This window comes from Anaerobacillus alkalilacustris (assembly GCF_001866005.1).
Taxonomy (GTDB): Bacteria; Bacillota; Bacilli; order Bacillales; family Anaerobacillaceae; genus Anaerobacillus; species Anaerobacillus alkalilacustris.
Genome location: NZ_MLQR01000048.1, coordinates 1 through 22216, shown reverse-complemented (window position 1 = coordinate 22216; position 22216 = coordinate 1). Strand labels below are relative to the sequence as shown.

The 22216-nt window shown below is 33.7% G+C and carries 21 protein-coding genes and 1 pseudogene; 15 read left to right on the top strand and 7 right to left on the bottom strand.

The window, feature by feature from the left end; genetic code table 11:
• Positions 1 to 743: 743 nt before the first annotated feature.
• Entirely contained in the window at positions 744 to 1223 is a 480-nt protein-coding gene (gene ybaK, locus BKP37_RS17245) for a Cys-tRNA(Pro) deacylase (RefSeq protein ID WP_071310870.1), read from the top strand.
• Between the two features lie 94 nt (positions 1224 to 1317).
• Complete coding sequence (locus BKP37_RS17240; RefSeq protein WP_071310869.1) at positions 1318 to 1653, top strand: DUF2680 domain-containing protein; 336 nt, start codon at positions 1318 to 1320, stop codon at positions 1651 to 1653.
• Positions 1654 to 2216: 563 nt separating this feature from the next.
• On the opposite strand, the gene BKP37_RS17235 is transcribed toward BKP37_RS17240, so the two are convergent.
• The gene (locus tag BKP37_RS17235; protein WP_245712559.1) at positions 2217 to 2741 is read right to left on the bottom strand and encodes a GNAT family N-acetyltransferase; all 525 of its coding nucleotides are present in this window, start codon (positions 2739 to 2741) and stop codon (positions 2217 to 2219) included.
• Between the two features lie 256 nt (positions 2742 to 2997).
• Between BKP37_RS17235 and BKP37_RS17230 the strand changes: the two genes are divergently transcribed.
• The 5 genes from BKP37_RS17230 (at position 2998) to spx (ending at position 8299) form a co-directional block, all read left to right on the top strand.
• Positions 2998 to 3417 carry a DUF4395 domain-containing protein gene (locus BKP37_RS17230; RefSeq protein WP_245712558.1) on the top strand — a complete coding sequence of 140 codons (420 nt, stop codon included), beginning with the start codon at positions 2998 to 3000 and terminating at the stop codon, positions 3415 to 3417.
• 547 nt (positions 3418 to 3964) lie between these two features.
• Positions 3965 to 4552, top strand: a complete 588-nt coding sequence (locus BKP37_RS17225; protein WP_071310867.1) for a fumarylacetoacetate hydrolase family protein — start codon at positions 3965 to 3967, stop codon at positions 4550 to 4552.
• A 354-nt stretch (positions 4553 to 4906) separates the two neighbouring features.
• Positions 4907 to 6355: a MerR family transcriptional regulator gene (locus BKP37_RS17220; RefSeq protein WP_071310866.1), complete on the top strand. Its 1449-nt coding sequence runs from the start codon at positions 4907 to 4909 to the stop codon at positions 6353 to 6355.
• A gap of 737 nt (positions 6356 to 7092) precedes the next feature.
• The gene (gene pssA, locus BKP37_RS17215) at positions 7093 to 7785 is read left to right on the top strand and encodes a CDP-diacylglycerol--serine O-phosphatidyltransferase (RefSeq protein ID WP_071310865.1); all 693 of its coding nucleotides are present in this window, start codon (positions 7093 to 7095) and stop codon (positions 7783 to 7785) included.
• A gap of 124 nt (positions 7786 to 7909) precedes the next feature.
• Entirely contained in the window at positions 7910 to 8299 is a 390-nt protein-coding gene (gene spx, locus BKP37_RS17210) for a transcriptional regulator Spx (protein ID WP_071310864.1), read from the top strand.
• Positions 8300 to 8947: 648 nt separating this feature from the next.
• Here spx and BKP37_RS17205 read toward each other — a convergent pair.
• The 4 genes from BKP37_RS17205 to BKP37_RS17190 form a co-directional block, all read right to left on the bottom strand.
• Positions 8948 to 9157, bottom strand: coding sequence for a hypothetical protein (locus BKP37_RS17205; protein WP_071310863.1), 210 nt, complete (start codon positions 9155 to 9157; stop codon positions 8948 to 8950).
• Positions 9158 to 9297: 140 nt separating this feature from the next.
• A complete protein-coding gene (locus BKP37_RS17200) occupies positions 9298 to 9516 on the bottom strand; it encodes a DUF1450 domain-containing protein (RefSeq protein ID WP_071310862.1) in 219 nt (72 codons plus the stop codon).
• Positions 9517 to 9642: 126 nt separating this feature from the next.
• Entirely contained in the window at positions 9643 to 10479 is an 837-nt protein-coding gene (locus tag BKP37_RS17195; protein WP_071310861.1) for a deoxyribonuclease IV, read from the bottom strand.
• Between the two features lie 729 nt (positions 10480 to 11208).
• Entirely contained in the window at positions 11209 to 11943 is a 735-nt protein-coding gene (locus BKP37_RS17190; protein WP_071310860.1) for a metallophosphoesterase family protein, read from the bottom strand.
• A 167-nt stretch (positions 11944 to 12110) separates the two neighbouring features.
• Between BKP37_RS17190 and BKP37_RS17185 the strand changes: the two genes are divergently transcribed.
• The 8 genes and pseudogenes from BKP37_RS17185 to BKP37_RS17150 all read left to right on the top strand — a co-directional run bounded on the left by BKP37_RS17185 (position 12111) and on the right by BKP37_RS17150 (position 18797).
• Entirely contained in the window at positions 12111 to 12779 is a 669-nt protein-coding gene (locus BKP37_RS17185; protein ID WP_071310859.1) for a hypothetical protein, read from the top strand.
• Between the two features lie 149 nt (positions 12780 to 12928).
• Positions 12929 to 13357 (top strand): annotated as a pseudogene (locus BKP37_RS17180) (ABC transporter transmembrane domain-containing protein).
• A 35-nt stretch (positions 13358 to 13392) separates the two neighbouring features.
• Positions 13393 to 13932, top strand: a complete 540-nt coding sequence (locus tag BKP37_RS17175; RefSeq protein ID WP_139193172.1) for an ATP-binding cassette domain-containing protein — start codon at positions 13393 to 13395, stop codon at positions 13930 to 13932.
• Positions 13933 to 13963: 31 nt separating this feature from the next.
• Positions 13964 to 14416, top strand: coding sequence for a GNAT family N-acetyltransferase (locus BKP37_RS17170; protein WP_071310856.1), 453 nt, complete (start codon positions 13964 to 13966; stop codon positions 14414 to 14416).
• A gap of 267 nt (positions 14417 to 14683) precedes the next feature.
• Entirely contained in the window at positions 14684 to 15319 is a 636-nt protein-coding gene (locus tag BKP37_RS17165) for an NAD(P)-binding protein (protein ID WP_071310855.1), read from the top strand.
• A gap of 325 nt (positions 15320 to 15644) precedes the next feature.
• On the top strand, positions 15645 to 16271 hold the full coding sequence (locus tag BKP37_RS17160; protein WP_071310854.1) for a CAP domain-containing protein: 627 nt from the start codon (positions 15645 to 15647) through the stop codon (positions 16269 to 16271).
• Between the two features lie 532 nt (positions 16272 to 16803).
• Positions 16804 to 17397, top strand: coding sequence for a DUF2179 domain-containing protein (locus BKP37_RS17155; RefSeq protein WP_071310853.1), 594 nt, complete (start codon positions 16804 to 16806; stop codon positions 17395 to 17397).
• Positions 17398 to 17651: 254 nt separating this feature from the next.
• Positions 17652 to 18797: a YibE/F family protein gene (locus BKP37_RS17150; RefSeq protein WP_071310852.1), complete on the top strand. Its 1146-nt coding sequence runs from the start codon at positions 17652 to 17654 to the stop codon at positions 18795 to 18797.
• A gap of 40 nt (positions 18798 to 18837) precedes the next feature.
• Here the strand turns inward: BKP37_RS17150 and gdhA are convergent, their stop codons facing one another.
• Together gdhA and BKP37_RS17140 are read right to left on the bottom strand one after the other, a co-directional pair.
• Positions 18838 to 20217 carry an NADP-specific glutamate dehydrogenase gene (gene gdhA, locus BKP37_RS17145; RefSeq protein WP_071310851.1) on the bottom strand — a complete coding sequence of 460 codons (1380 nt, stop codon included), beginning with the start codon at positions 20215 to 20217 and terminating at the stop codon, positions 18838 to 18840.
• A gap of 1052 nt (positions 20218 to 21269) precedes the next feature.
• Positions 21270 to 21839: a cell wall hydrolase gene (locus BKP37_RS17140; RefSeq protein WP_071310850.1), complete on the bottom strand. Its 570-nt coding sequence runs from the start codon at positions 21837 to 21839 to the stop codon at positions 21270 to 21272.
• Positions 21840 to 22216: the final 377 nt, after the last annotated feature.

Here is a 22216-nt window from a genome sequence, read left to right as displayed (position 1 = left end):
AAAGTGGAATAAGCTTGGTCAAACAGCATTTTTCTGTACGTGATCATCCTCAAGAAACGAAGAGTCAACAAGGGGGTGTCCACAAGGCAAATTCCAAACAGTTTCTTATACAGGGTTAAACCACCATTAAAGCGCACGTAAACTTACTTTCCATAGCTTTATAAGTATAGACGAGGAGGGAGAAGCAAAAACCCCGGAAGAAATATTTTCATCCGGGGGTGTGAGTGGAAAATCATGTGAGTTTCTTATAGTATCAGAATTTATAAATTTCTAACTTGAAAACTGTCTAGCTCCAGGCGCCATCGGCTCGATCACTTCAGACCTTCTCTTTCGGTCAAAAACCCGACCGCTACGAGCAGGTCTTCCAGTGTTTGTCGCCGATAGGTGGGCGCCTTGCGCTTTTCTTATTTTTGTCTATTTTGTATTAATGTTAATGATATCGTATTTCCTTTACTTTTTTCAACGGAACTACTTGACGATTATTTATTATTCATTGTGTAGGTGATGTAATTGATATAGCTAATTTAAGATTTAAACGAAATTTCAGCAATACGTTGCGTTTCCTGATAATAGTTGGGTAAAATTAGTAGGGACATGAAACATGACGGAACATAATGACAAAAAACTTCTTGTTATCAGAGTGAGTCGATGGAATGACAGAGCAGCTAGAAGCCATATGTTTACCCACCTGATAAAACAATTAAAACTATAAAAATATGTCTGATAAATTCAGGAGGTGATCGATGTTGGCAAAAGAGAAGAAAACAAATGCGATGAGAATTCTAGATAAAGAAAAAGTTAATTATGAAATTTTTACATTTGAAAGTGAGGAAGGCAAGATAGATGGCGTTTCAGTTGCAGAGAAAATAAATATGGATGTACGTGTCGTTTATAAAACCTTAATTTCCCAAGGAAATAGTAAAGAATTATTTGTTTTTATCATTCCGGTCGATAAAGAGTTAGATTTAAAAAAAGCGGCCAAAGCTGTGGGTGAAAAGAAAATTGAGCTTATCCCGGTAAAGGAAATTACAAAGCTAACAGGGTATGTGCGTGGCGGTTGTTCACCAATTGGTATGAAAAAACTTTTTCGCACAACGATTGAGAGTGGTGCAAATGATCTGCAAGAGATTATAGTTAGTGGTGGGAAAATTGGTGTGCAAATACAACTACCTATTTCTGATCTAATAAAGGTGACGAAAGCGGAGTTTGCACCTATAATTTAAAAATTTAACAGTTTAAATTATTTGAAAATATTGGATAAAAATAACTAATATCGTAAAACATAACAAAAGAAAATAGGAAGGAGTTGTCATTTACATGCGAAAAAGTGTTGTTAGTTTGTTAGTTGTTATACTCTTAAGTATGAGCTTAGGAACTGTTTCTCTTGCCCATCAACATGAAGACGAAATGGACATGAATAAAGTGGAATTAACTGCTCAACAAAAAGAAGAGTTAGGTTCATTAATGAAAGACATTTTAGAAAAAAAGAAAGAAGTTATTTCTAAATATGTTCAATTTGGAGTGTTATCACAGGAGAAAGCTGAAAAGATTAATTCTAAATTCGAGTTACACTATCAGAAGTTAGAAGCGGAAGGCTTTATTCCTAAGTGGAACAAAGATAAATGTAAAGGTAAACGAAAAAATAAAGAATGAAAAGAGTAAACAAAAAGCGCCCGTTTGGGTGTTTTTCTTAATATAATCAGAATGTATAAATTTCTAACTTGGAAACTGTCTAGCTCCAGGCGCCATCGGCTCGATCACTTCAGACCTTCTCTTTCGGTCAAAATCCGACCGCTACGAGCAGGTCTTCCAGAGTTTGTCGCCGATAAGCGGGCGCCTTGCGCTTTTCTTGTGAATTGATACTTGTTAACAAAAATAAAACCCGAGCTTAAACGAAAAGCTCGGGTAAAATATTGGCGTTGTAATAAGCCAATTTAAATTCTTATGAGAATATACCTTAAAATTTATGCCGCGATAATGTCTTATTGCTCTTTTACCTTAAAAAACAAAATCCCTACCTCTATTTTATCAATACGGCTCCTAGGCCGTGCCTCTTATAATAAGGTTTAACTAAGCGTTTTTAAGATGCCAGATGATTTACTCGTAAATATAGTAAATATAATAACGTTCATTTACTTTAATTATAATAATCTAATAACTTTAAGTGTTCATAAGCAATATGATTAATAATACATTATAAGTGAAGGAAAAGCAAGTTAATATACAAGATTCCACTCGATTTCTCCAGATTGGTTCTCTTTATCTAAATTTATTTTGAAATTATGTTTTTTATAAAAATGGACAAGACGGTCTTTATGGTCCCAATCTCGTTTGGCAATATCACCAGTAATGTATTGAATATTTTGGTCTTTTGCTAGTTCTTTTAAATAATTCATGCAAATAGAGCCATATCCCCTATTTTCTGGACCTTTAATATCACCAATATGAATTGTATTTTGATCTTCATAAGATGCTTGGATAGAAAAATCCCACATACCACGAAAGGCACTTTCACAATCATTTAACATAACTTTGCAAGTGTCACCATCATCTGAAGTGTAAACGATAACCCAGTTGTCTTCCTTAGTTTTTTCTATGCCGATCACTTGCCATTTTTTTGCTATTTCTTTTAGGTTATCTTGCATACGTAACATTTGAAATTCAAGATCTTCAATTTCTTCCTTGAGTTCATCTTCATTTTTGTTTTCCAGTTCATCTACAAAAGCCGATTTATAATACACGTAAAAAAACTCCTTCCTTATTGTCATTTTCATCCACTAAGGGGGAGGGGATTGATATAATATATTTCATAAACAAAATGAGAAAAAGTTATTCTCATAATATACCCCGACAGATACAGTCTAATATTTTACAAGATAATAGTTTGAATTACAATACATTTTTGAGAAATGAGCTAGGAAAACGAAACAAAATATTGGATTTCTTACTAGATAATCGATATAATCATTAAAAATATATTAAAATGAGGTGGCGAAATTGCTGAGGGAAATCCCAATTTCTTATGTGAAAACAAATCAAATCATTATGGTTATCTTAACTTTAAGTTCGATAGTGCTACAAAGTATTTTATTATTGTTTATTGCCTTTCTATTTGTAATCACGCCGTTAGTCCTTGGTCAAAAAGCGAATTTGGCATTTTACATTGCAAAACGATTATTCCCTCATAATGTAGGTGGAGAAACAGAGGCTGCAGTTCTCCAAAAGTTTAACCAAACCATTGGTGGGTTGCTTTTAACGCTTGCTTTATTGATTTATCTATGGACTGGAAGTTGGGTAGCTTGGCTTCTCACTGGAATGGTAACTTTGGCAGCGACAGTTGCCTTGTTAGGCTTTTGCGTTGGGTGTTTTTTATATTTTCAGTTTAAGAAACTTAAACATGTTCTAAAAGGCAATTGAATTCAAAAGGATGACTTTCAATCGGTGGGTGGTAAGGAAAATCTACTGATTGTTAGTTTAATACCACAGGCATAAGAATAACTAATCATTAGCTTTCACTAATGAAAGTTATTCTATATTGGACTTTTAGGGGCAGTTAATTCCCCACCTAAACTTTCGATTTTCTTACGTTTTGAGGTGGGGGGGCATACTGCTCCTTAAGAGTGGGATAAATTCATTGGGATGTGAAAGCGGTTTATTTTTTGTGTGTTAATGCCCCAAAAATAGAAAACTATGATATGATTTAATGGAGTTTAATATATAAATAAATTAAAAAGGGAGGAGATATTAATAAATGGGTATAGTGATCTGAAATTTGATAAAGGAAACCTTTGCTTTTTTATGGTGAAATTATTGAGGTTAAATCCGCACATTGCTGAAGTGTTTCAAATCTTTTGCTTGTTTTTAACAACGTTGTTAAAAACTCAGGTGATTAGATCTTTTTAGGTAATTATGAAATACACTCAAATTATACGAGTGTTAAAAAAAATGATAGGTGAGATGAAAAATGGGTAAAATTATTGGTGTTGGTCCACATTATAAGTGTTTATTAGAAAGTAAAGGGTTAACATTAGCAGATAAGCCTTTTATCTTTATTAAACCAATGAGTTCAATGATAAAAACAGGAGCAAAAATCGAGATTCCTCCTAATGTAGATAAGGTAATGTCAGAGGTAGAAATTGCAATAAAAATCAACAAAACTGTTAGGGATATTTCAGTAGAAGACGTTTCTAATTTATCAGTAATTGGTGGATATGCGATTTGTAATGATGTTACTGCAGTAGGAGAAGACTTACCATCGTTAGGTAAATTATTTGATAGTTTTACACCGATAGGCGAATTTTTTCCAGTGCAATATCCTTCAGAAATTAAAATTGAAAGCTATCTAAATGGTGAGTTACAACAATCGGCGTATGCATTTGATATGGGTTATTCTTTTGCTTATCTAGTCGCATATATTTCATCTCTTTTTACTCTAGAAGAAGGGGACATTATTTTAACTGGTACACCAGTTAATGCCTTTGAAATAAAGAAAGGGGATACTGTTGAATTAAGAAGTCCACAACTTCTGACTCTAGTAAATACAGTTGAATAAAAAAAGTTCGTGAGACTCGTTCTCGCGGACTTTTTTTATTCAATAAATTGAAACAGTGAGAAATAATCTTTAAGGTTTATGTTAATGGGTTCTATTTCTCTGTAGGCTGCCGAAATTACTTAAGAAGGCAAGGAAGGTAGCCAGTAATCTGATCACATTCTAGAAAAATTAGATAAGTTAAATCAGAAAAACTTCTTTGCTAGAAAATTTTATGCAAGGTACGCATTGCATAAACACTGAAAGAAATTTGCAGAATTACCACTTCTTTTTAGAAGTTTTGTCATTTGGAAGGAAAAATGTAGTATCGATCTTTAATTAAGTAACTACAGAAAAATTAAAGAAGAGGTGGACGGTATGGTTGTTGAAAATAAAAAATACACGATAAAAGATGTGTCGAAAGAGATAAAGGTATCAATCGGAAGTTTAAAAAAATGGGAAAAAGATTTTGGTGAATTTGTATATGTTCATCGTACAAAGAATGGGTCTAGAATTTACCAAGAGATCGACTTAATTACATTAAAAAAAATTAAATTGATGAAAGAGAAAAATCTAAGTAATGATATCATCAAATTTATCTTGAAGACAAATGATGTTTCCGATGAAATAAGATCAGAGTATGATTTGAAATATGATGATATCGTTTCTTTACAAACTGAAACGATTGGGTTTGTACAAAATATTTCTGATACGGTTGCCCAGTTAAAAGAAGAGTTTATGAAAGATGCGAAGCAATCAAATGAAGAATTGAAAAGTGATGTGAGAAATGAATTAATAAAAGGGGATACGACACTAGAAGCGGTGCAAAACATATCAAATTCATTTGAACAATTAAAAGAAGAGTTTATGAAAGCTGCGAGGCAATCAAATGAAGAATTGAAAAGTGAAGTGAAAAAGGAATTAATAAAAGGGAATACGGCAATAGAAGCGGTGCAAAACATATCAAATTCATTTGAACAATTAAAAGAAGAGTTTATGAAAGACGCGAGGCAATCAAATGAAGAATTGAAAAGTGAAGTGAAAAAGGAATTAATAAAAGGGAATACAGCATTAGAAGCGGTGCAAAATATATCAAATTCATTTGAACAATTAAAAGAAGAGTTTATGAAAAACGCGAGGCAATCAAATGAAGAATTGAAAAGTGAAGTGAAAAAGGAATTAATAAAAGGAGATAAGACACTAGAANATTCATTTGAACAATTAAAAGAAGAGTTTATGAAAGACGCGAGGCAATCAAATGAAGAATTGAAAAGTGAAGTGAAAAAGGAATTAATAAAAGGGAATACAGCATTAGAAGCGGTGCAAAATATATCAAATTCATTTGAACAATTAAAAGAAGAGTTTATGAAAGACGCGAGGCAATCAAATGAAGAATTGAAAAGTGAAGTGAAAAAGGAATTAATAAAAGGAGATACGACACTAGAAGCGGTGCAAAACATATCAAATTCATTTGAACAATTAAAAGAAGAGTTTATGAAAGATGCGAGGCAATCAAATGAAGAATTGAAAAGTGAAGTGAAAAAGGAATTAATAAAAGGGAATTCAAAAACGGAAGGTTTAGTTCAAACTTATTCTGAAGAAGTTCTTGATAATTACAAAATGACATATAAGCAAATAAAGGCACTACAAGAAGAAATAGAAAAAGAACAGGAAGAAAAAATATTTTTACAAAAGAAGGTTGAGGAGAGAGAAGAGTTATTTAAAGAGTTTGTACAAAGTTATCGTGAGGCAGCAGCAGAAAATGAACAAAAAAAAGAAAAATTTAAATTATCGTATTGGTTAAATTTACTTGGAGGGACTAAATAAATAGTTTATCTCACACTTAAGGGGCAGTAAGACCGTCACCTTAAAACGTAAGAAAATCGAAAAGTTTAGGTGGGAGATTAACTGCCCCGTGAAAGCTAATGATTAGTTATTCTTATGCCTGTGGTATAAGTTAAACTAACAATCAGTGGGGGATAAAAGAAAACCCGCACTGATTGAAGTTCAGCTTTATAAACTGAGTGCAATTTATAATTGAGTAGTCTAGCACATCAAGTTATTTTTATGGAGAAAGCAGTAATTTAACTACATGAAGTTTTTTGGTGGCGTTAAATATGTACTCCATTATGAAATTCTTTAAATTGTCTGTCTTAAATAAATTACTATCAAAACGATAACTTTTTCCTCCAAATACAAAATTAAATGTTATAATTAAGCCTGACAAATATAATTTTGTTGAGGCTTTTTTTAGGCTACATACTAAGAAAAGTAATAAAATTTATGTGTGTAATAGGATTATATAATTAAATATTCTTAAAAAATCTGTATTATGACATTCATTAAAATAATAAAACTACTATAGAATATTTTTGGTTAAAATATAAGAATTATGGAATGGGATTTATTTATAAGTGAACTCGTTTCAGCTTGCTGAAACATCGGAAAATCAGGTGAAGAGTCTACTCCACCTGATTGGAAAATCCCACCTACGCTAAGCTTAAAGGTGGGGGGGCTTTTACCCTAAAAAAATTCAGATAAAGTCACGGAGATGAGGACGACTTATGCGATTTAAAAAAAGTATTCCCAATATGTTTACATTAGGGAATTTATTTTGTGGTTTTTTATCAATTGGTTTTGCAGCCGATGGACAGTTTAATAACGCTGCAATTTTAATATTAATTGGTATGATGTTAGATAGTATGGATGGTAGAGTGGCAAGAATGTTAAGAGCAGAAAGCCCGTTAGGAAAGGAATTAGACTCGTTAGCTGATATTGTCACCTTTGGGGTAGCGCCATCATTTTTAGTATATTATACATACTTTTTCCAGTTCGGTTTATTAGGGTTTGCGGTTGCGGGACTTTTTCCGTTATTTGGAGCATACCGCTTAGCAAGGTTTAATGTTAGTACTTCATCTTCAAATGATTATTTCATTGGGGTACCTATTACGGCAGCGGGTGGTATTTTAGCAATACTTACTCTATTTGGAGAAACTATACCTAATATTATTACAACGGTAATTTTTACAGCGATGTGCTTTTTGATGGTTAGTAGAATTAGAATACCGAGTTTTAAAGAAATACCTTTACCTAAATATGGTACGATTGTAACAGTATTTTTAGGAGCAGCTCTTTTTGCAATATATCAAGGCACATATGCACAATTTCCCTATTTAATTTATATTGCTACTCCGTTGTATATTGCATACGTAACATATCGTTTCATAAAGGGGAAAAACAAGAAATATTTAGATTAGGAAAGTAAACAAAAAGAGTTATGGTTTTCAAGCGAAACCATAACTCTTTTTGTTGTTCATAATTAGTTCATATTGTTATGTTAATCTTTATTCTAAATAACGCTATATGAATGGAGATAATAATATGGTAACTATTTATACGGCCCCAAATTGTTTATCATCTAAAAAAGCAAAAGCTTGGCTAGAGGAGAATAATATTCTTTATGTTGAGAGAAGGATTGAAAATTTAACGATTGAAGAAGTGAAATTAATTGTAGGAAAGACAGAAGAAGGTCTTAGTGAGATTATTTCTACAAGATCTAATAGTTATAAGAAGTTAGAATTTGATATTGAAGCGGCATCAATTCAAAAGCTGTTTAGAATAATTTGTGAAAATCCTAACTTTTTGCGTAGTCCTATTATTATGGACAAAAAACGCTTACTATCTGGATATAATGAAACTGAAATCCGTCGTTTTTTACCTCGGAGAGTACGTAAATTCTTACTAGAACAAGCGCAGTTGTCGTTTAGTTGATAAAAGCACAAGCGCACTTGTCACTACGAATGGTTTTGGCTGAGCAAGCGAGTTTACCAACGAGAAAATTCTCTATAAAAAATAAAGTCAAACCTAAACAAAAATTTATCCCACTTTTAAGGGGCAGTAAAACCCACACCTCAAAAACTTAAGAAAATCGAAAAGTTTAGGTGGGGGATTAACTGCACCAAAAGGTCCGATATAGAATAATTAACCTGATTGAAGTTCAGCTTTATTTAGGTTTGACCTTTTTTGCAGTATCAGAATTTATAAATTTCTAACTTGAAAACTGTCTAGCTTCAGCGCCTACGAGCTCGGTCACTTCATTCCTTTTCGGAAGCCAAAGAGCGGCTTCCGAAAAGGCCGCCCCAGTGAAGCTACTACTTGGATTACTTCGAAGCTGCTTTGCTCTTGAGCAAACGGAGTGGCACAGGAGCAGCTGCTCGTGACCAAGGCGCTTGCGCTTTTCTTATAATATCAGAATTTATAAGTTTCTAACTTGGAAACTGTCTAGCTCCAGGCGCCATCGGCTCGATCACTTCAGACCTTCTCTTTCGGTCAAAAACCGACCGCTACGAGCAGGTCTTCCAGTGTTTGTCGCCGATAGGCGGGCGCCTTGCGCTTTTCTTATAATATGGTTGCTTGATTTTATAAAAAAGTCTTTTTGATAAATATCCAACTCATATAAACGATAAATAAAACAATTGTTATTACTCCTGTTCGTCGAAAGTGGACGGTAAAAGTGTCTTTCTTTTCTTTCTTAGCAAAAAGTAATCGTAAAAGGAAATATATTGTCAAAACGATAAAAAAAGTTAAAGTAGTTCCAAGAATGATATGTGTGAGTGTTTCAAATTTCATGGATGGATCTCCTTCCAAGGTGGGGGCATATTTTCAAAAAAAAGTACTAAGTAACTGTTGAAAAATAAATAATATCATGAATATGTGTTTGCTTTAAGTAATGGTAACTTCATGTTAATAATTTTTTGTATCCTTGAAATTCAATTAACTTTTTTATAGATTTTTTTGTAAAGTTCTTTTGCAGTATCGCATGTAATAACTTTACCGTTCATGACTGAAAAAGGACCTTGTTTACAAGTTTTACATTCACCGATGCAATTTTTGCGCTTGATTTTCACTACAAGATCCAGTTTTTTTAATTTTTTGTAAACCTTTTTTGTATTAAATTTATTTTCTTGGCAAAAATATACTTTTTCCATGTGTGGTCACCTCGTAGTCGTTGATTGAAAACGATTATCATTACTGTTATTATAGCAGATTTTTGATTTTCGTCACGACTAAAAAAACTTATAATTATGTAATTTTGTGAGATACCGTCATTATATTTAACTAGTCTTATTCAAGTGATAGAGCAATTCGATTTCTTCTTTATGAGAATAATTTTCGGTATTAGGAGTTTCTAAAATTAGCGGAACATCTTTAATAACCGTTGAGTGCAAAAAGGAAATCCATTGTTCTTTTTTGATATATCCATCTGTGATATTTGCATGTCTATCTTTTCTTTTTCCAAACGGGTATTTTGAATTGTTAAGATGAACGGCTTTTAAGTGATTAAAATATTCTATCTTTCTTCCTCTTTCAGTTATCTCTTTCCAATTGTCTCCGTTCCATAAACCACTGGCATAGGCATGACATGTATCAAAGCAAAAACCTATTTTGTTTGGAAAGTGAGTTAACTTTCGAATTTGCACCATCTCCTCTAATGTAGTTCCCATGTTCGTTTTGACCCCAGCGTTGTTTTCAAGTAATAAAAGTGCATTCCCATTCCAGTTTTCTAAAGTGACATTAAGAAGTTCGATCATTTTTTTATAGCCTTCTATAGGTTCAAGGGTTTTAGTTGATCCAAAATGTACAACAATTCCAATTGAACCACAAGCTTCTGCTATTTCTAAGTCATTTAGGATGGAAGAGATGATTTGTTTTTCTAATTGATCGTTCTCGGGAATCAGCTTTGTTGGGTATGGTGTGTGAGCAACTGAGACAATGCCTTTTTCTTTACAAAATTGTGCACATTTACTTGCCGATTTATGATCAAACTCTTTAATTGTAATGCTACGTGGGTTTTTAGGGAAATATTGAAAGGCAGTTGCACCGATAGAATGTGCAGTTATTGCAGCGTTTTCGTAACCGTTTCGAATGCTAACGTGACAACCAATGTACATTGGAAAACACCCTTTTCAAGAAATAATTGTTGTAGGTTAAGTATTTTAATAATGGAGAAAAAATATTAGTGAAACTTGGATAGTTGCGAAATAAACAATTACGAAATTCATTAAAATGATAAAAAAATTATTACTCCGTAATAGAGGTTGAAAAATAAAGAGTTCCTTAATCAAAATGATTTGTACTTAAGGGTCATAGGCCCCCATCTCTAAGCGTAGCGTAGGTGGGACTCCATCTGAATTTCCGATGTTCTAGCGAAGCTAGAAAGAGTTCTCTTTTTTGTATAATCAGAATTTATAAATCTCTAACTTGGAAACTGTCTAGCTCAAGGCGCCATCGGCTCATTCACTTCAGTCAAGCAACGGACTTCAATTACTGCTTGAGATCCTTCGTCGATTAGCTTCATGCAGCTTTGCTCCTGCGGTTACTCGTCGCACGGAAAACAATTGCTCCTGCGGTTACTCGTCGCACAAAACACTGCTTCGAGGAAGCTTGCTACTAAGCTATGCTAGAAGACGCAGAAGCACATAGATTGCGGTCAAAGAGCAGACCGCTACCTGCCGACCTTCCAGTGTTTGTCCCCGATAGGCGGTCGCCTTACGCTTTTCTTGTTTAAAGTGGACGGGCTTTCGATTTATTTCAAGATAAATTTAAGGCCGCTCAATAGTTATTGGAGCGGCCTTAAATTACATCTGGGATTGGTTATGCCTATGGTGTGCTATCTATTACTAAACTTGAAAAGGTCCTAATCCTTTTTGGACAACTTTTTTCATCAACTCTAGATTAGGGTAATTTACATCCTCGTATTGTTTCATTACTTTTACCACATCGTAGCGAACTCGTTCAATTGTTACTTTTAATTGATCATCAGTTTCTTCTACAACTAAAAAGGATGCCAAAGGTTGTCCATCAAAAGGTAGGCCTACACTTCCTAAATTGGCTACACATTTACCATTCATGTAACGTACGTATGGTAGATGAATATGAGCATAAACATACAGATCAGCATCAGTATTACTCATTAAACTTTCTTCAATTTCTGTAGTGTTTTTATCTGGTAAGACTACGTCAAAAAGGCTAGTTGGTGTTGCATGGAAGGCATGAATAGTTTTCCCGTTTCTTGTTGTTATCTTGAAATCACTAGGTAAATTTTTTAAATAGTCCACATCCTTATCATTCAAGTGGGTTAGCGTCCAGTCACGTTCCTTGTTCATCATTTCCAACGCTTTATCTGGTACCTCACCCTTCCTTACACCACGTACCACCCATTCGTCCGCGTTTCCTTTTAGTACTTTCGCATTTAAGTCTTGTATAAGTTGGAGGGCGCGTTTTGGTTCAGGACCACGATAACATAGATCACCGAGTACATAGATTTGATCAACATAAAGTTTTTCGATATGTGAAATAACGTAATCCAATGCTACTGCATTCCCGTGTATATCTGATAAAAATGCAATTTTCATTTTACTCACTCCAGTTTTAGTTTTTTAAAATTATATCAAAACTTAGTAAAAAGGAAAATAAAGTATATATTTTTTAAATGGGGGAAATATGGATAAATCTGGTATGGAGAGCATTGGAAAAGGAAGGCATAATAAGCATGTAAAACATGAAAAGGTGGGATGTGTTAATGTCATTAGAATGGTTTGACAGAGTATGTAGTGAGATGCAAGATAGCCTGGAGTCAATTTGTGATCAGTATGATGAAATTGGACATATGCGAATTGATAGAGCAGCTAAACATCCAAAAATCGAATTTTTTGTAGAGTTTGAAGAAGAAGATAGAGAAGTTTTTTGTACTTTATTTTTTGATCCTCACAATGAAGAGTTTTATATTGAGGATTTTGATTTAACTACTGGAGAAACGTATCGACAAATCCTTCCTAATATTGAGGATATACTAGACGCTATTCATGAAATTTTCCACAATTTTATGGATAGTGAAATTGAAGATATTGATGATGACGAAATAGATGTTACTGATGAAATAGACACTGATGATTATGATGAAGATGTTTATGCTGATGGTGGTGAATACGATGTTGTTGTTGACGTAGAATGGACAACTCCAGAGGTATTAGCATATTCTTACCTGGATGAAGTAGAAGTTACTTATAAATTTGGTGTTGTGAAAGAAACTGGAGATGGTATTCTTCATCGTATCAATCGGATCTTTACTGAGGGTGATGAAACGATTGAAGATGAAACAAATTTTATTTTTAGTAAAGAAGAAGCTGGAGCAATAATCGAATTAATTGAAGAGAATATGGATGTCATGGAAGGTTTTGATCCTTCTTAATCAAATTAAACGGGGTAGATCATATTGTAATAACGAGTAACAGCTCTAAACCGATAGTGAAAGGTCATTACTTAAATTTTAGTTAATGACCTTTCACTTTATTATTGTTAAGGTTTTTATTTGTCTATGACAACTAATGAGGGTTAAGAATTGCTGCACGTGCACCTTTACTTGTAGTGGGTGGGATTGTAATGGCGTTATTAGTTAATTGGCAACTAGCGCTTATTTTGGTTTCTACAATGCCGATACTATTTTTCTTTATGCTTTGGTAAATGAGAAAAGTTGTTAAGATATTTCACTCTGTACAAAATAAACTTGATATCGTAAACGGAGTTATGCGAGAAAACCTGGCTGGAATGAGGTTAATAAAGGCATTTTTTACAAAGAAATATGAACAAAACAGGTTTGGAAAAGCAAATCATGAACTGAAAGATAAAACGGTCAATGCGCTTCGTCTAATCGAGCTGACAATGCCTGTTCTTTTATTAGTTATGAACATCAGCATTTTATTTATCTTATGGTTTGGTAGTTTTCAAGTAAATAATTGCACGATAAATATTGGGGAATTGTTGCCCTAGTTAACTAGGGCAACGAAAATTATGTTTGCTTTTCAGTGTTTTCATTTAAATTAATGGGTTTTGTTCGTGCAAAAGCATCCTCAGGTCGAATTGCTGAGGTTCTAGAAAGTAGTGTTGATTTAATTGAAAGCAAAGAACAATGGCAAAACGATAATTTCCAAGGGGAGATTAAATTTGATGGTGTATCGTTTGAGTATCCGGATACAAATGTAGAAGTGTTAAAAGATATTTCATTTCAAGTTGAAAAAGGTGTAATCGTAACCGTTCTAGGTGCTACAGAGGCTAGTAAATCTTCTTTATTCCAGCTTATCCCTCGTTTATACGATGTTAGTAGTGCATCTGTTACTATAGATGATTTTAATGAGAAAATTATGAAACTTGATTATTTACGAAAACATATTGGCTTTGTACCACAAGATGCACGCCTTTTTTCTAGTACGATAAAAGATAATATTTGTTGGGGAAAAGAAGAAGCAACAATGGATGAAATTATTGATGCAGCAAAAGCGGCAGAAATTCATGAAACCATTATTAACGAGGCTGTTTTTACTATATGTGATAAAATAAATGTATGACAATGTTTATTGAAGGTAAGAGGAGATAATCATGAATTGGCAAATAAAAGTATTTGATGAATTAACAAAAATTAAATTGTACAACATCATAAAAGAAAGAATAAATATATTTGTTGTGGAACAAAATTGTCCTTATCCAGAACTAGACAATCTTGATCAGCAATGTTATCACTTATTTAGTGAAACTAATGGTGAAATAAAAGCGTATTGTCGCATTTTACCAAAAAGGCTAAAATATGATGAAGTTTCGATTGGGAGAGTCATAGTAAAAGAACCATACCGTCGTAAAGGACTAGCAACGGAGTTACTAAGTAAAGCGATTGAATTTATTAATAATGAATTAGTTGAAACAGAGATTAAAATACAAGCACAGGATCATTTACAAGGTTTCTATGGTTCTTTTGGTTTTCAACCTACTTCTAATGTTTATTTAGAAGATGGAATCCCCCATGTAGATATGGAAATAATAGATAAACAAAACTAAATGAGGTAAAAAAATGAACAGAGGTAAGCTTAGAGATTTAGGCATAACCCCATTGGTAACTTACCAACCGGTAAAAAAAACTGTATTACCGATGTAAATGGTGTTCTTGTTGGTCACGTACCTTTACAACAAACACTAAAGGACAATGAAGCTAATTTGCTCTAGGGTACGACGATGGGAAGAAGAGGGCGAATGGTTGAAGCACTACCTTATACAGCTTTGAAATTTCCTTGATTGGTATTGAGATAAAAAAAAGTAGGTGTTATTTTGATTGATTATCCCGTTCAGTTGAATTTACATAATAAAAGTGTGGTTATTGTTGGGGGAGGTAAAATAGCGGAAAGGAAATTACTTAAGCTTCTTGAAACCGGTGCAAAGATTACTGTAATAAGTCCAACAATTACAAATACGATTAAAGCAAACGTTGCACAAGAAATAGTAAAGTGGAAACAAAAGGAGTTCTTTAGTGAAGACATTGACGATGCGTTCTTGATAATTGCGGCAACCAATTCCCCAAAAATAAACTTACAGGTATTAGAGAGTTGCAATGATCAGCAATTAATAAATCTCGTTGATAATCCGGTTCAAAGTAATTTTATTGTACCTGCTACAATAACACGTGGGAAGTTATCGATTTCTGTTTCTACGTCAGGGGCAAGTCCAGGTCTCGCAAAAAAAATAATTTGCGAAATAGCTAACCAGTATGACAGTTCTTATGAGTCATATATTGATTTTTTAGCGCAATGTCGAACTGAAGTACAACAAAAAGTAGCTGAGGGTGAAATGAGAAGTAAAATTCTTAAAGAGCTTCTTAACCATTGTTACTATGATTTGACGAAAAAGGGTTTATATGAAGAAAGACAGAGGAAGTTTCAACGTTTGTTTAAAAAATATGATTGTTAATTTCTGGTGCCCTACCAATTTATCTTAATTCGGTAGGGTTATTAGTTTAATAAATTTCATAATTGTTTATTATCGCTACTCTGATACTAAATGTTGTTGGATGAAGACCGTTTCCAATAACATTTAGACTTATGTAGCTCCATTTATGTAATTATGAATTCACTCAGTTATGTAAATAATAACCAACATTACTCAGTTTTGTACGCTATGCTAAATGAACTGAAAAATATGTATATTATTTCTAGACATAGTTAGAGAAGAAGAACCCAAACTATAGGTGGAAGAAAAGTTACATTCTTCACGACAACACTTATGGAGGTTTGCGATGATAAAGAAGATACTATTATCAGCGTTAATTTTTTCCTTTTGTCTTCCTATTGTGTCACATGCGCAACAAATACAGTTTTTTAAAGAGCCACCATTTGAGCACTACAAAGTTTCACCAGGAGATACATTTTGGTTTATTGCCCAACGCTATGGATTAGATTATCGTGAATTAATGAGGCTCAATCCAGAAATTGAACCTAGAAATATGCATGTTGGTGAAGTCATTCGTTTAAAGGAATCTGCAGAACATTCTAGTACTTTCGAGGATCAGGTTGTTACTTTAGTAAACCAAGAAAGACGTAAAAATGGGTTAAGTCCACTTACACATAGAGCAGATTTGAAAAATGTTGCACATAAAAAGGCTGAGGACATGATTAAATCGAATTATTTCTCACACAATAGTCCTAACTATGGTTCACCGTTTGATATGTTACGAACATTTGGAATTAGTTACCAAGCAGCTGGTGAAAATATCGCTAAAGGTCAAAGTACGCCTGAGGCTGTTATGAATTCTTGGATGAATTCATCAGGGCATCGTCAAAACATCCTGAGTGGTCAATACGATGCAATTGGAGTAGGGTTTTACCATGGAGCTTGGGTACAGATGTTTATAAAATCAAGGTAATGATAGACACAAAAAAACTGGCGCTTAACTAAAGTGTCAGTTTTTATTTTAAGGTAAGAAAGTATAAAATTTAACTTGGAAACCGTCTAGCTCCAGGCTCCATCGACTCGATCACTTCAGTCAAGCAACGGACTTCAATAACTACTTGAATAACATCTCTGAATAGCTATGCAGCTTTGCTCCTGCGATTACTCGTCGCACGAAAAACAATTGCTCCTGCGATTACTCGTCGCAGAAAACACTTCTTCGAGGAAGCCTACTTCGAAGCGTTGCTGACAGACGCAGAAGCCCATAGATTGCGGTCAAAGAGCAGACCGCTACTTACCGACCTTCCAGTGTTTGTCGCCGATAGACGGGCGCCTTCCGCTTCTTATCCAACTCTTAATACCCCTAGAATAAAAATTAGTGGGGATGAAGGAATACTCCATTGATTGAAGTTCAGCTTTTTTCAAGATTTATTTTGTGTTTTTTTACATAATTTTTTATTTGTTGGGAACGATAAAAAAATAATTTGTATGAGGAGGATTGAAGGGTGATACAACCATTTATCATCTTTTTTGCCCAGCTGCTTTATGTACCTATCTTAACTATGCGTACAATTCTAGCTGTTAAAGGTTTAAAAAAACAAGCATCTTCCATTGGGATTCTAGAAGGCTGTATTTATGTTGTGGCCATTGGTCTTGTTTTTAGTGATTTGTCTAATTATATAAATATGGCTGCATATGTGGCTGGCTTTGCAATTGGCATATATCTTGGTGGTACAATTGAAGAGAAATTGGCAATTGGCTATGTAACAATGGAAGCAAATATACCAAATATTAATGTTCATTTGACTTCAAAATTAAGGAAATCTGGATTTAGTGTCTCTACGAGTGAGGTAGAGGGTATGAATTCAGTTCGTTATTTACTACACTGTACAGCTAGAAGAGATCGAGAAAAAGAATTTTACAATATCATATACGACTATGAACCCTCTGCTTTTGTTGCTTCTTATGAGTTAAGAAAATTTAAAGGTGGCTACATAAAAAAAGGAGTGAAAAGAAGGAAACATTTCTTTTTGAAAAAGAGAGCAAGCAGAGGTACTCCTGTAAGTAATGATGAGATCGTTATAAATAAAGAGGGATGACTTCATGTATAGGTCGTCCTTTTTTACGCAAACAAATATGGAAAGTTTAAGTACTTAGATGATTTTCGACATTCATTCTTCTTTTCACTATACCTAGTTACGTAAATAGTTTGGTAATGAACAAATTCATTCACTTTCTACTAAAAATCAAAATATTTATCATAAAACGTATTTCTATTAATAATCTAAAAGTAAGTAGATTAATAGTTTTAGTTAATTTAGATGTTTTTTATAGGGAAGGAAGGTTTTTGGGGATGAAGAAGGTTTATACTATGATTATTATTCTAGTTTTTCTGTTCGGTTTTTCAAGTCATATAAATATTGTTGGAGCTCAAAATCTTTCACAAACATTTGATCCAACTGCTAGAGTAATAGAAATCGTTGAAGAGAGGTATGAAGAAAATGATTATAATAGCCTTCGAATAGAATATCAAAGTGCTAGGGTTAAAATTTTAGAGGGCGAATTTAAAGGCGAAATTATGATAGCGGTTAGTGAGAAGTACATTCCTGACAGTGTTAATCAACCGAAGGATGAATTTTGGATAAAAGAAAATGATAAAGTAGTTGTTCAAATAGCGGTATTTAATGGAGAAATTATTAAAGCTGAAATAATGACTCACGCTAGGGATCTTTCTTCAATTTTGTTAATTTCGATCCTTATCGCATTATTGTTATTATTCGGTAAAAGACAAGGGTTAAAGGCGGTTGTTACATTAGGGATTACACTAATGCTAATTTTAAAATTTATGTTTCCAAGGTTATTTGATGGTTATCCCCCAATTTATTTAGCTATCATTACTGGTACAATCGTTACGATCGTTACTTTTTTAATGGTTAGTGGAATAACTAGAAAAACAATCGCTGCAACTGTAGGAACTGTCGGTGGTTTAGCATCTGCAGCTTTTATTTCAATTGTCTTTTCTAAGATTATGCGTTTAACAGGATACCATAGCGATGATGAGCGTATTCTTCTTTCGATTTCTAATGAAATAAGTTTTGATATGAAAGGAATTTTGCTCGCAGGGATATTAATAGGAGCGCTAGGAGCTATTATGGATGTTGCTATTTCTATCGCTTCTTCAATGGAAGAAGTAAGAAAAAACAATCCAACCATATCTAATGGAGAGCTATTAAAGTCGGGAATGAATGTCGGTAAGGATATTATGGGTACTATGGCTAACACACTAATCCTTGCTTATGTCGGGGCAGGACTACCGTTATTAATGACGTTGTATGGCTATGAGAGTGCCATTTCGCAAGTGATTCACATGGAATTTTTAGCTGTTGAAATTTTAAGGACAGCAGCAGGGAGTATAGGATTAATTTTATCAATTCCGATAACTGCATTCGTTACGTCCTTACTAATAAAAACTAAAAGAACCAAATACGCTAGGAGTTAATCTCATAGCGTATTTGGTTTGTATAAATAGAAAATGTTTCTTATATTACCCCGTGAGCTAGCATTGCATCTGCAACCTTTTTAAATCCAGCAATATTAGCACCAACAACTAAGTTTCCAGGATGACCGAATTCATTCGAAGCATCTACGCTGTTACGGTAAATGTTTTTCATGATTTCGTGTAATTTTGCATCAACCTCTTCAAACGTCCAAGAAAGTCGCATGCTGTTTTGAGCCATTTCTAGAGAGGATACAGCAACTCCACCAGCATTCGCAGCTTTAGCTGGTCCAAATAGTACGTTATTACTTAAAAATACATCAATTGCTTCTAACGTAGAAGGCATGTTAGCACCTTCACCAATTGCTTTTACTCCATTAGCTACTAAAAGTTTTGCAGATACTTCATTAATTTCATTTTGAGTTGCACATGGTAATGCAATATCACACGGTGTTAACCAAATATCAGAGTAATTATCATTAAACACCGCTTCTGGGTGCTCATCTACATATTCACTAATACGTTTTCTTTCTACTTCTTTGATACGTTTTACAGTAGCAAGATTAATACCATTTTTATCATAGATATAACCACTAGAATCACTACAAGCTACAACTGTTGCCCCTAGTTGTTGTGCTTTTTCCATAGCATAAATGGATACATTACCCGAGCCAGAAACTACTACTGTTTTTCCATTCATGCTATCGCCTTGGTCTTTTAACATTTCTTCTACGAAGTAAACTGTTCCATAACCAGTAGCTTCAGTTCTTGCTAAACTTCCACCGTAGCCAATGCCTTTTCCAGTTAGTACACCAGCTGGATAGCCTCCACGAATACGTTTGTATTGTCCAAATAAGAATCCGATTTCGCGAGCGCCAACACCAATATCCCCTGCAGGAACATCAGTATCAGGGTCAATATATTTAGAAAGTTCAGTTATAAAGCTTTGGCAAAAGCGCATGATTTCATTATCCGATTTTCCCTTCGGATCAAAGTCTGATCCACCTTTACCACCACCGATAGGTTGCCCTGTTAAAGAGTTTTTGAAAATTTGCTCAAACCCTAAAAATTTGATAATACTTGTGTTAACAGATGGATGAAATCTTAATCCGCCTTTATAAGGTCCAATCGCACTATTGAATTGTACGCGGAAGCCACGGTTAACTTGTACTTTTCCTTGATCATCGACCCAAGGAATACGAAAAGAAATAATTCTTTCTGGTTCAACGACACGCTCTAGAATTCCGTTGTCCATGTATACCGGATATTTTGCGAAAACAGGTACTAAAGAGTCAAAAACTTCTTTAACGGCTTGAAGAAATTCATTTTCGCCTTGATTCCTTTTTTGAACCACTTCGTATACTTCATTTACATATTTTTTTGCTGCTTCTAACTGATCTTGCTTCACTTGTACGGTTGCCATTGATAAATTCTCTCCCCTTTTGTTAATAGAAAATCAACTAATTTGTAAGTAGCAATGGTTATTTTTCTAAAATTCGAAAATTTCATTACATGTATCGTGGTAGATTTTCTCACAACATTAATGAGTACATTTTATAATCGCGGAATGATCTAAAACAATATGTAATTTAGATAAAATTGATATAAGAATTAGATTGGTTGATTGAGATGAGAACAGAATTCAACTTTAACTAATTCTTAAATTCCTATTTTAACACCATTGCAAACGATAAAAAACTAAATAAATTCGAATGAAAGCCAAGCTTCCATTCGATGCAAGAAGGAAGGTAAACCCACACTTTAGGTCAAGATTTAGTATCCCCAAGTTTAATTAATTTACGAAGGATTTTGATTAGAAGTTCTAAACTCAAAGTTTAAAAAGAAGCTTTCTTTATAGTAGAAAAACAATTTTTAACCTAGCAATATTTTTATTGAAATATCTACCATACACATATTTTGTTGATTATAAAGATTGGTTGGTGCAAAGCTCAATAAAAAATCTAGTTTTGTTAAGTTTTTGTTGTGCAATTTTACTAACAGTTTGATAACGCAAAAAATTATGTTGCCAAAATTTATCTTTACTACATAGAGAACTACCTTTATATAGAAACATTTAACATTAATGTAGGTTTATTCAAATTATAAAAAATAGTTCAAAATCAAGAAAATGAAACTACCTCTAATCAAAATTTAACGTCTTGTTCAAAATGTAGATCCGACTGATTAAAATAGAGTTACATTCCTTTTCTCTAGTTATATTAAGAAGTTGATGGTTCCCTCTACTTCGCGGAAACCTTTTAGAAATTCGCCATCTTTTTGGGACAATTCAAAGTGGAAAATGTATCAGTAAGCGTACTAGATACGATAAATGTAGGTTCAAATATTAATATTGAGTCTTTCTCTGCTATTTTCATAATATGATTGTAGATAGTAGCCGTGGTGGGAAGTTTTTTGGAATAGAAATAAACTATTATAATAAAAAAACGACTGATTCGTAGAATCAGTCGTTTTTATTTACTTTGCAAACACGTGGTTTCCGATAGTGATTGTGTGTTGTCTTGTAGCAATCCAATGATTTGTCGCTATTTTCGGATTATAGAAAAATAATGATCCCCTACCTTGGCCTCTAAAGGCAAGAGCTTCATCAACAGCACGAATTGCTGAAGCAGTCGCAGGTTGATTAATAGCACTGTTACTTACTGGAGTAAATTGCTCCGGTTGATAAATAACATTATGAACTGTATTAGGGAACTGATTACTGTCAACGCGATTAAGAACAACTGTTGCTACTGCAACTTGTCCTGCATAAGGTTCACCTTTTGCTTCTGCTGTTACTAATTGAGCAAGTAATCTTTTTTCGTAAGCTGTAACAGAAGAAGGAATAGTTAAACGCTCTCCAATAAAGATGGTGTCTGATGTCTTGTTATTTGCTGACTTTATAGCATTTACAGGTACACCATAATTATTAGCAAGCTTCCATAACGTGTCACCACTTTGTACATGGTGTGTTGTTGACGCACCTACAGTATTAGCTCCTATAAACAGTGAAAAAGCTAATGTAAAAGAAATAATAAGTTTTCGCATTTAATACCTCCGCTAAAATCTATGATTTGTTTCTAGCTTGTTTACTAGATTAACAGAATGATAGAGGAGGTTCATTAGGGAAACAGTGGAATAGCTACCAGTTAAATTTATATTTAACTTTTATCCCTCCCTTAAGGGGCAGTAAGACCCCAATGTCATCAGGCTAAGGATACAAATATTGGAATGTTACTTTGAGGCCACTGAAAAAGTGAATGTTTTTGAAAAACGAATGATTATAGGGGGGCAAAAATGTCGCCCTAACCCTCAAACGAGCCTTAGAAGCGATTCTAGAGGCTCGTTTTTTGAATATTATTTTTCAGATAAAAAAATTTGGACTTTTTCAGCAGTCCGTGTTACTTTCTGCTTCTTTTTTTGTA

Coding starts and splice junctions, on each gene's coding strand:
- BKP37_RS17170 (WP_071310856.1), top strand. CDS start 13,964: ATGAATTGGCAAATAAAAGTATTTGATGAATTAACAAAAATTAAATTG.
- ybaK (WP_071310870.1), top strand. CDS start 744: ATGTTGGCAAAAGAGAAGAAAACAAATGCGATGAGAATTCTAGATAAA.
- BKP37_RS17190 (WP_071310860.1), bottom strand. CDS start 11,943: ATGAAAATTGCATTTTTATCAGATATACACGGGAATGCAGTAGCATTG.
- BKP37_RS17185 (WP_071310859.1), top strand. CDS start 12,111: ATGTCATTAGAATGGTTTGACAGAGTATGTAGTGAGATGCAAGATAGC.
- BKP37_RS17205 (WP_071310863.1), bottom strand. CDS start 9,157: ATGAAATTTGAAACACTCACACATATCATTCTTGGAACTACTTTAACT.
- BKP37_RS17225 (WP_071310867.1), top strand. CDS start 3,965: ATGGGTAAAATTATTGGTGTTGGTCCACATTATAAGTGTTTATTAGAA.
- BKP37_RS17195 (WP_071310861.1), bottom strand. CDS start 10,479: ATGTACATTGGTTGTCACGTTAGCATTCGAAACGGTTACGAAAACGCT.
- BKP37_RS17160 (WP_071310854.1), top strand. CDS start 15,645: ATGATAAAGAAGATACTATTATCAGCGTTAATTTTTTCCTTTTGTCTT.
- BKP37_RS17240 (WP_071310869.1), top strand. CDS start 1,318: ATGCGAAAAAGTGTTGTTAGTTTGTTAGTTGTTATACTCTTAAGTATG.
- pssA (WP_071310865.1), top strand. CDS start 7,093: ATGCGATTTAAAAAAAGTATTCCCAATATGTTTACATTAGGGAATTTA.
- BKP37_RS17150 (WP_071310852.1), top strand. CDS start 17,652: ATGAAGAAGGTTTATACTATGATTATTATTCTAGTTTTTCTGTTCGGT.
- BKP37_RS17140 (WP_071310850.1), bottom strand. CDS start 21,839: ATGCGAAAACTTATTATTTCTTTTACATTAGCTTTTTCACTGTTTATA.
- spx (WP_071310864.1), top strand. CDS start 7,910: ATGGTAACTATTTATACGGCCCCAAATTGTTTATCATCTAAAAAAGCA.
- gdhA (WP_071310851.1), bottom strand. CDS start 20,217: ATGGCAACCGTACAAGTGAAGCAAGATCAGTTAGAAGCAGCAAAAAAA.
- BKP37_RS17200 (WP_071310862.1), bottom strand. CDS start 9,516: ATGGAAAAAGTATATTTTTGCCAAGAAAATAAATTTAATACAAAAAAG.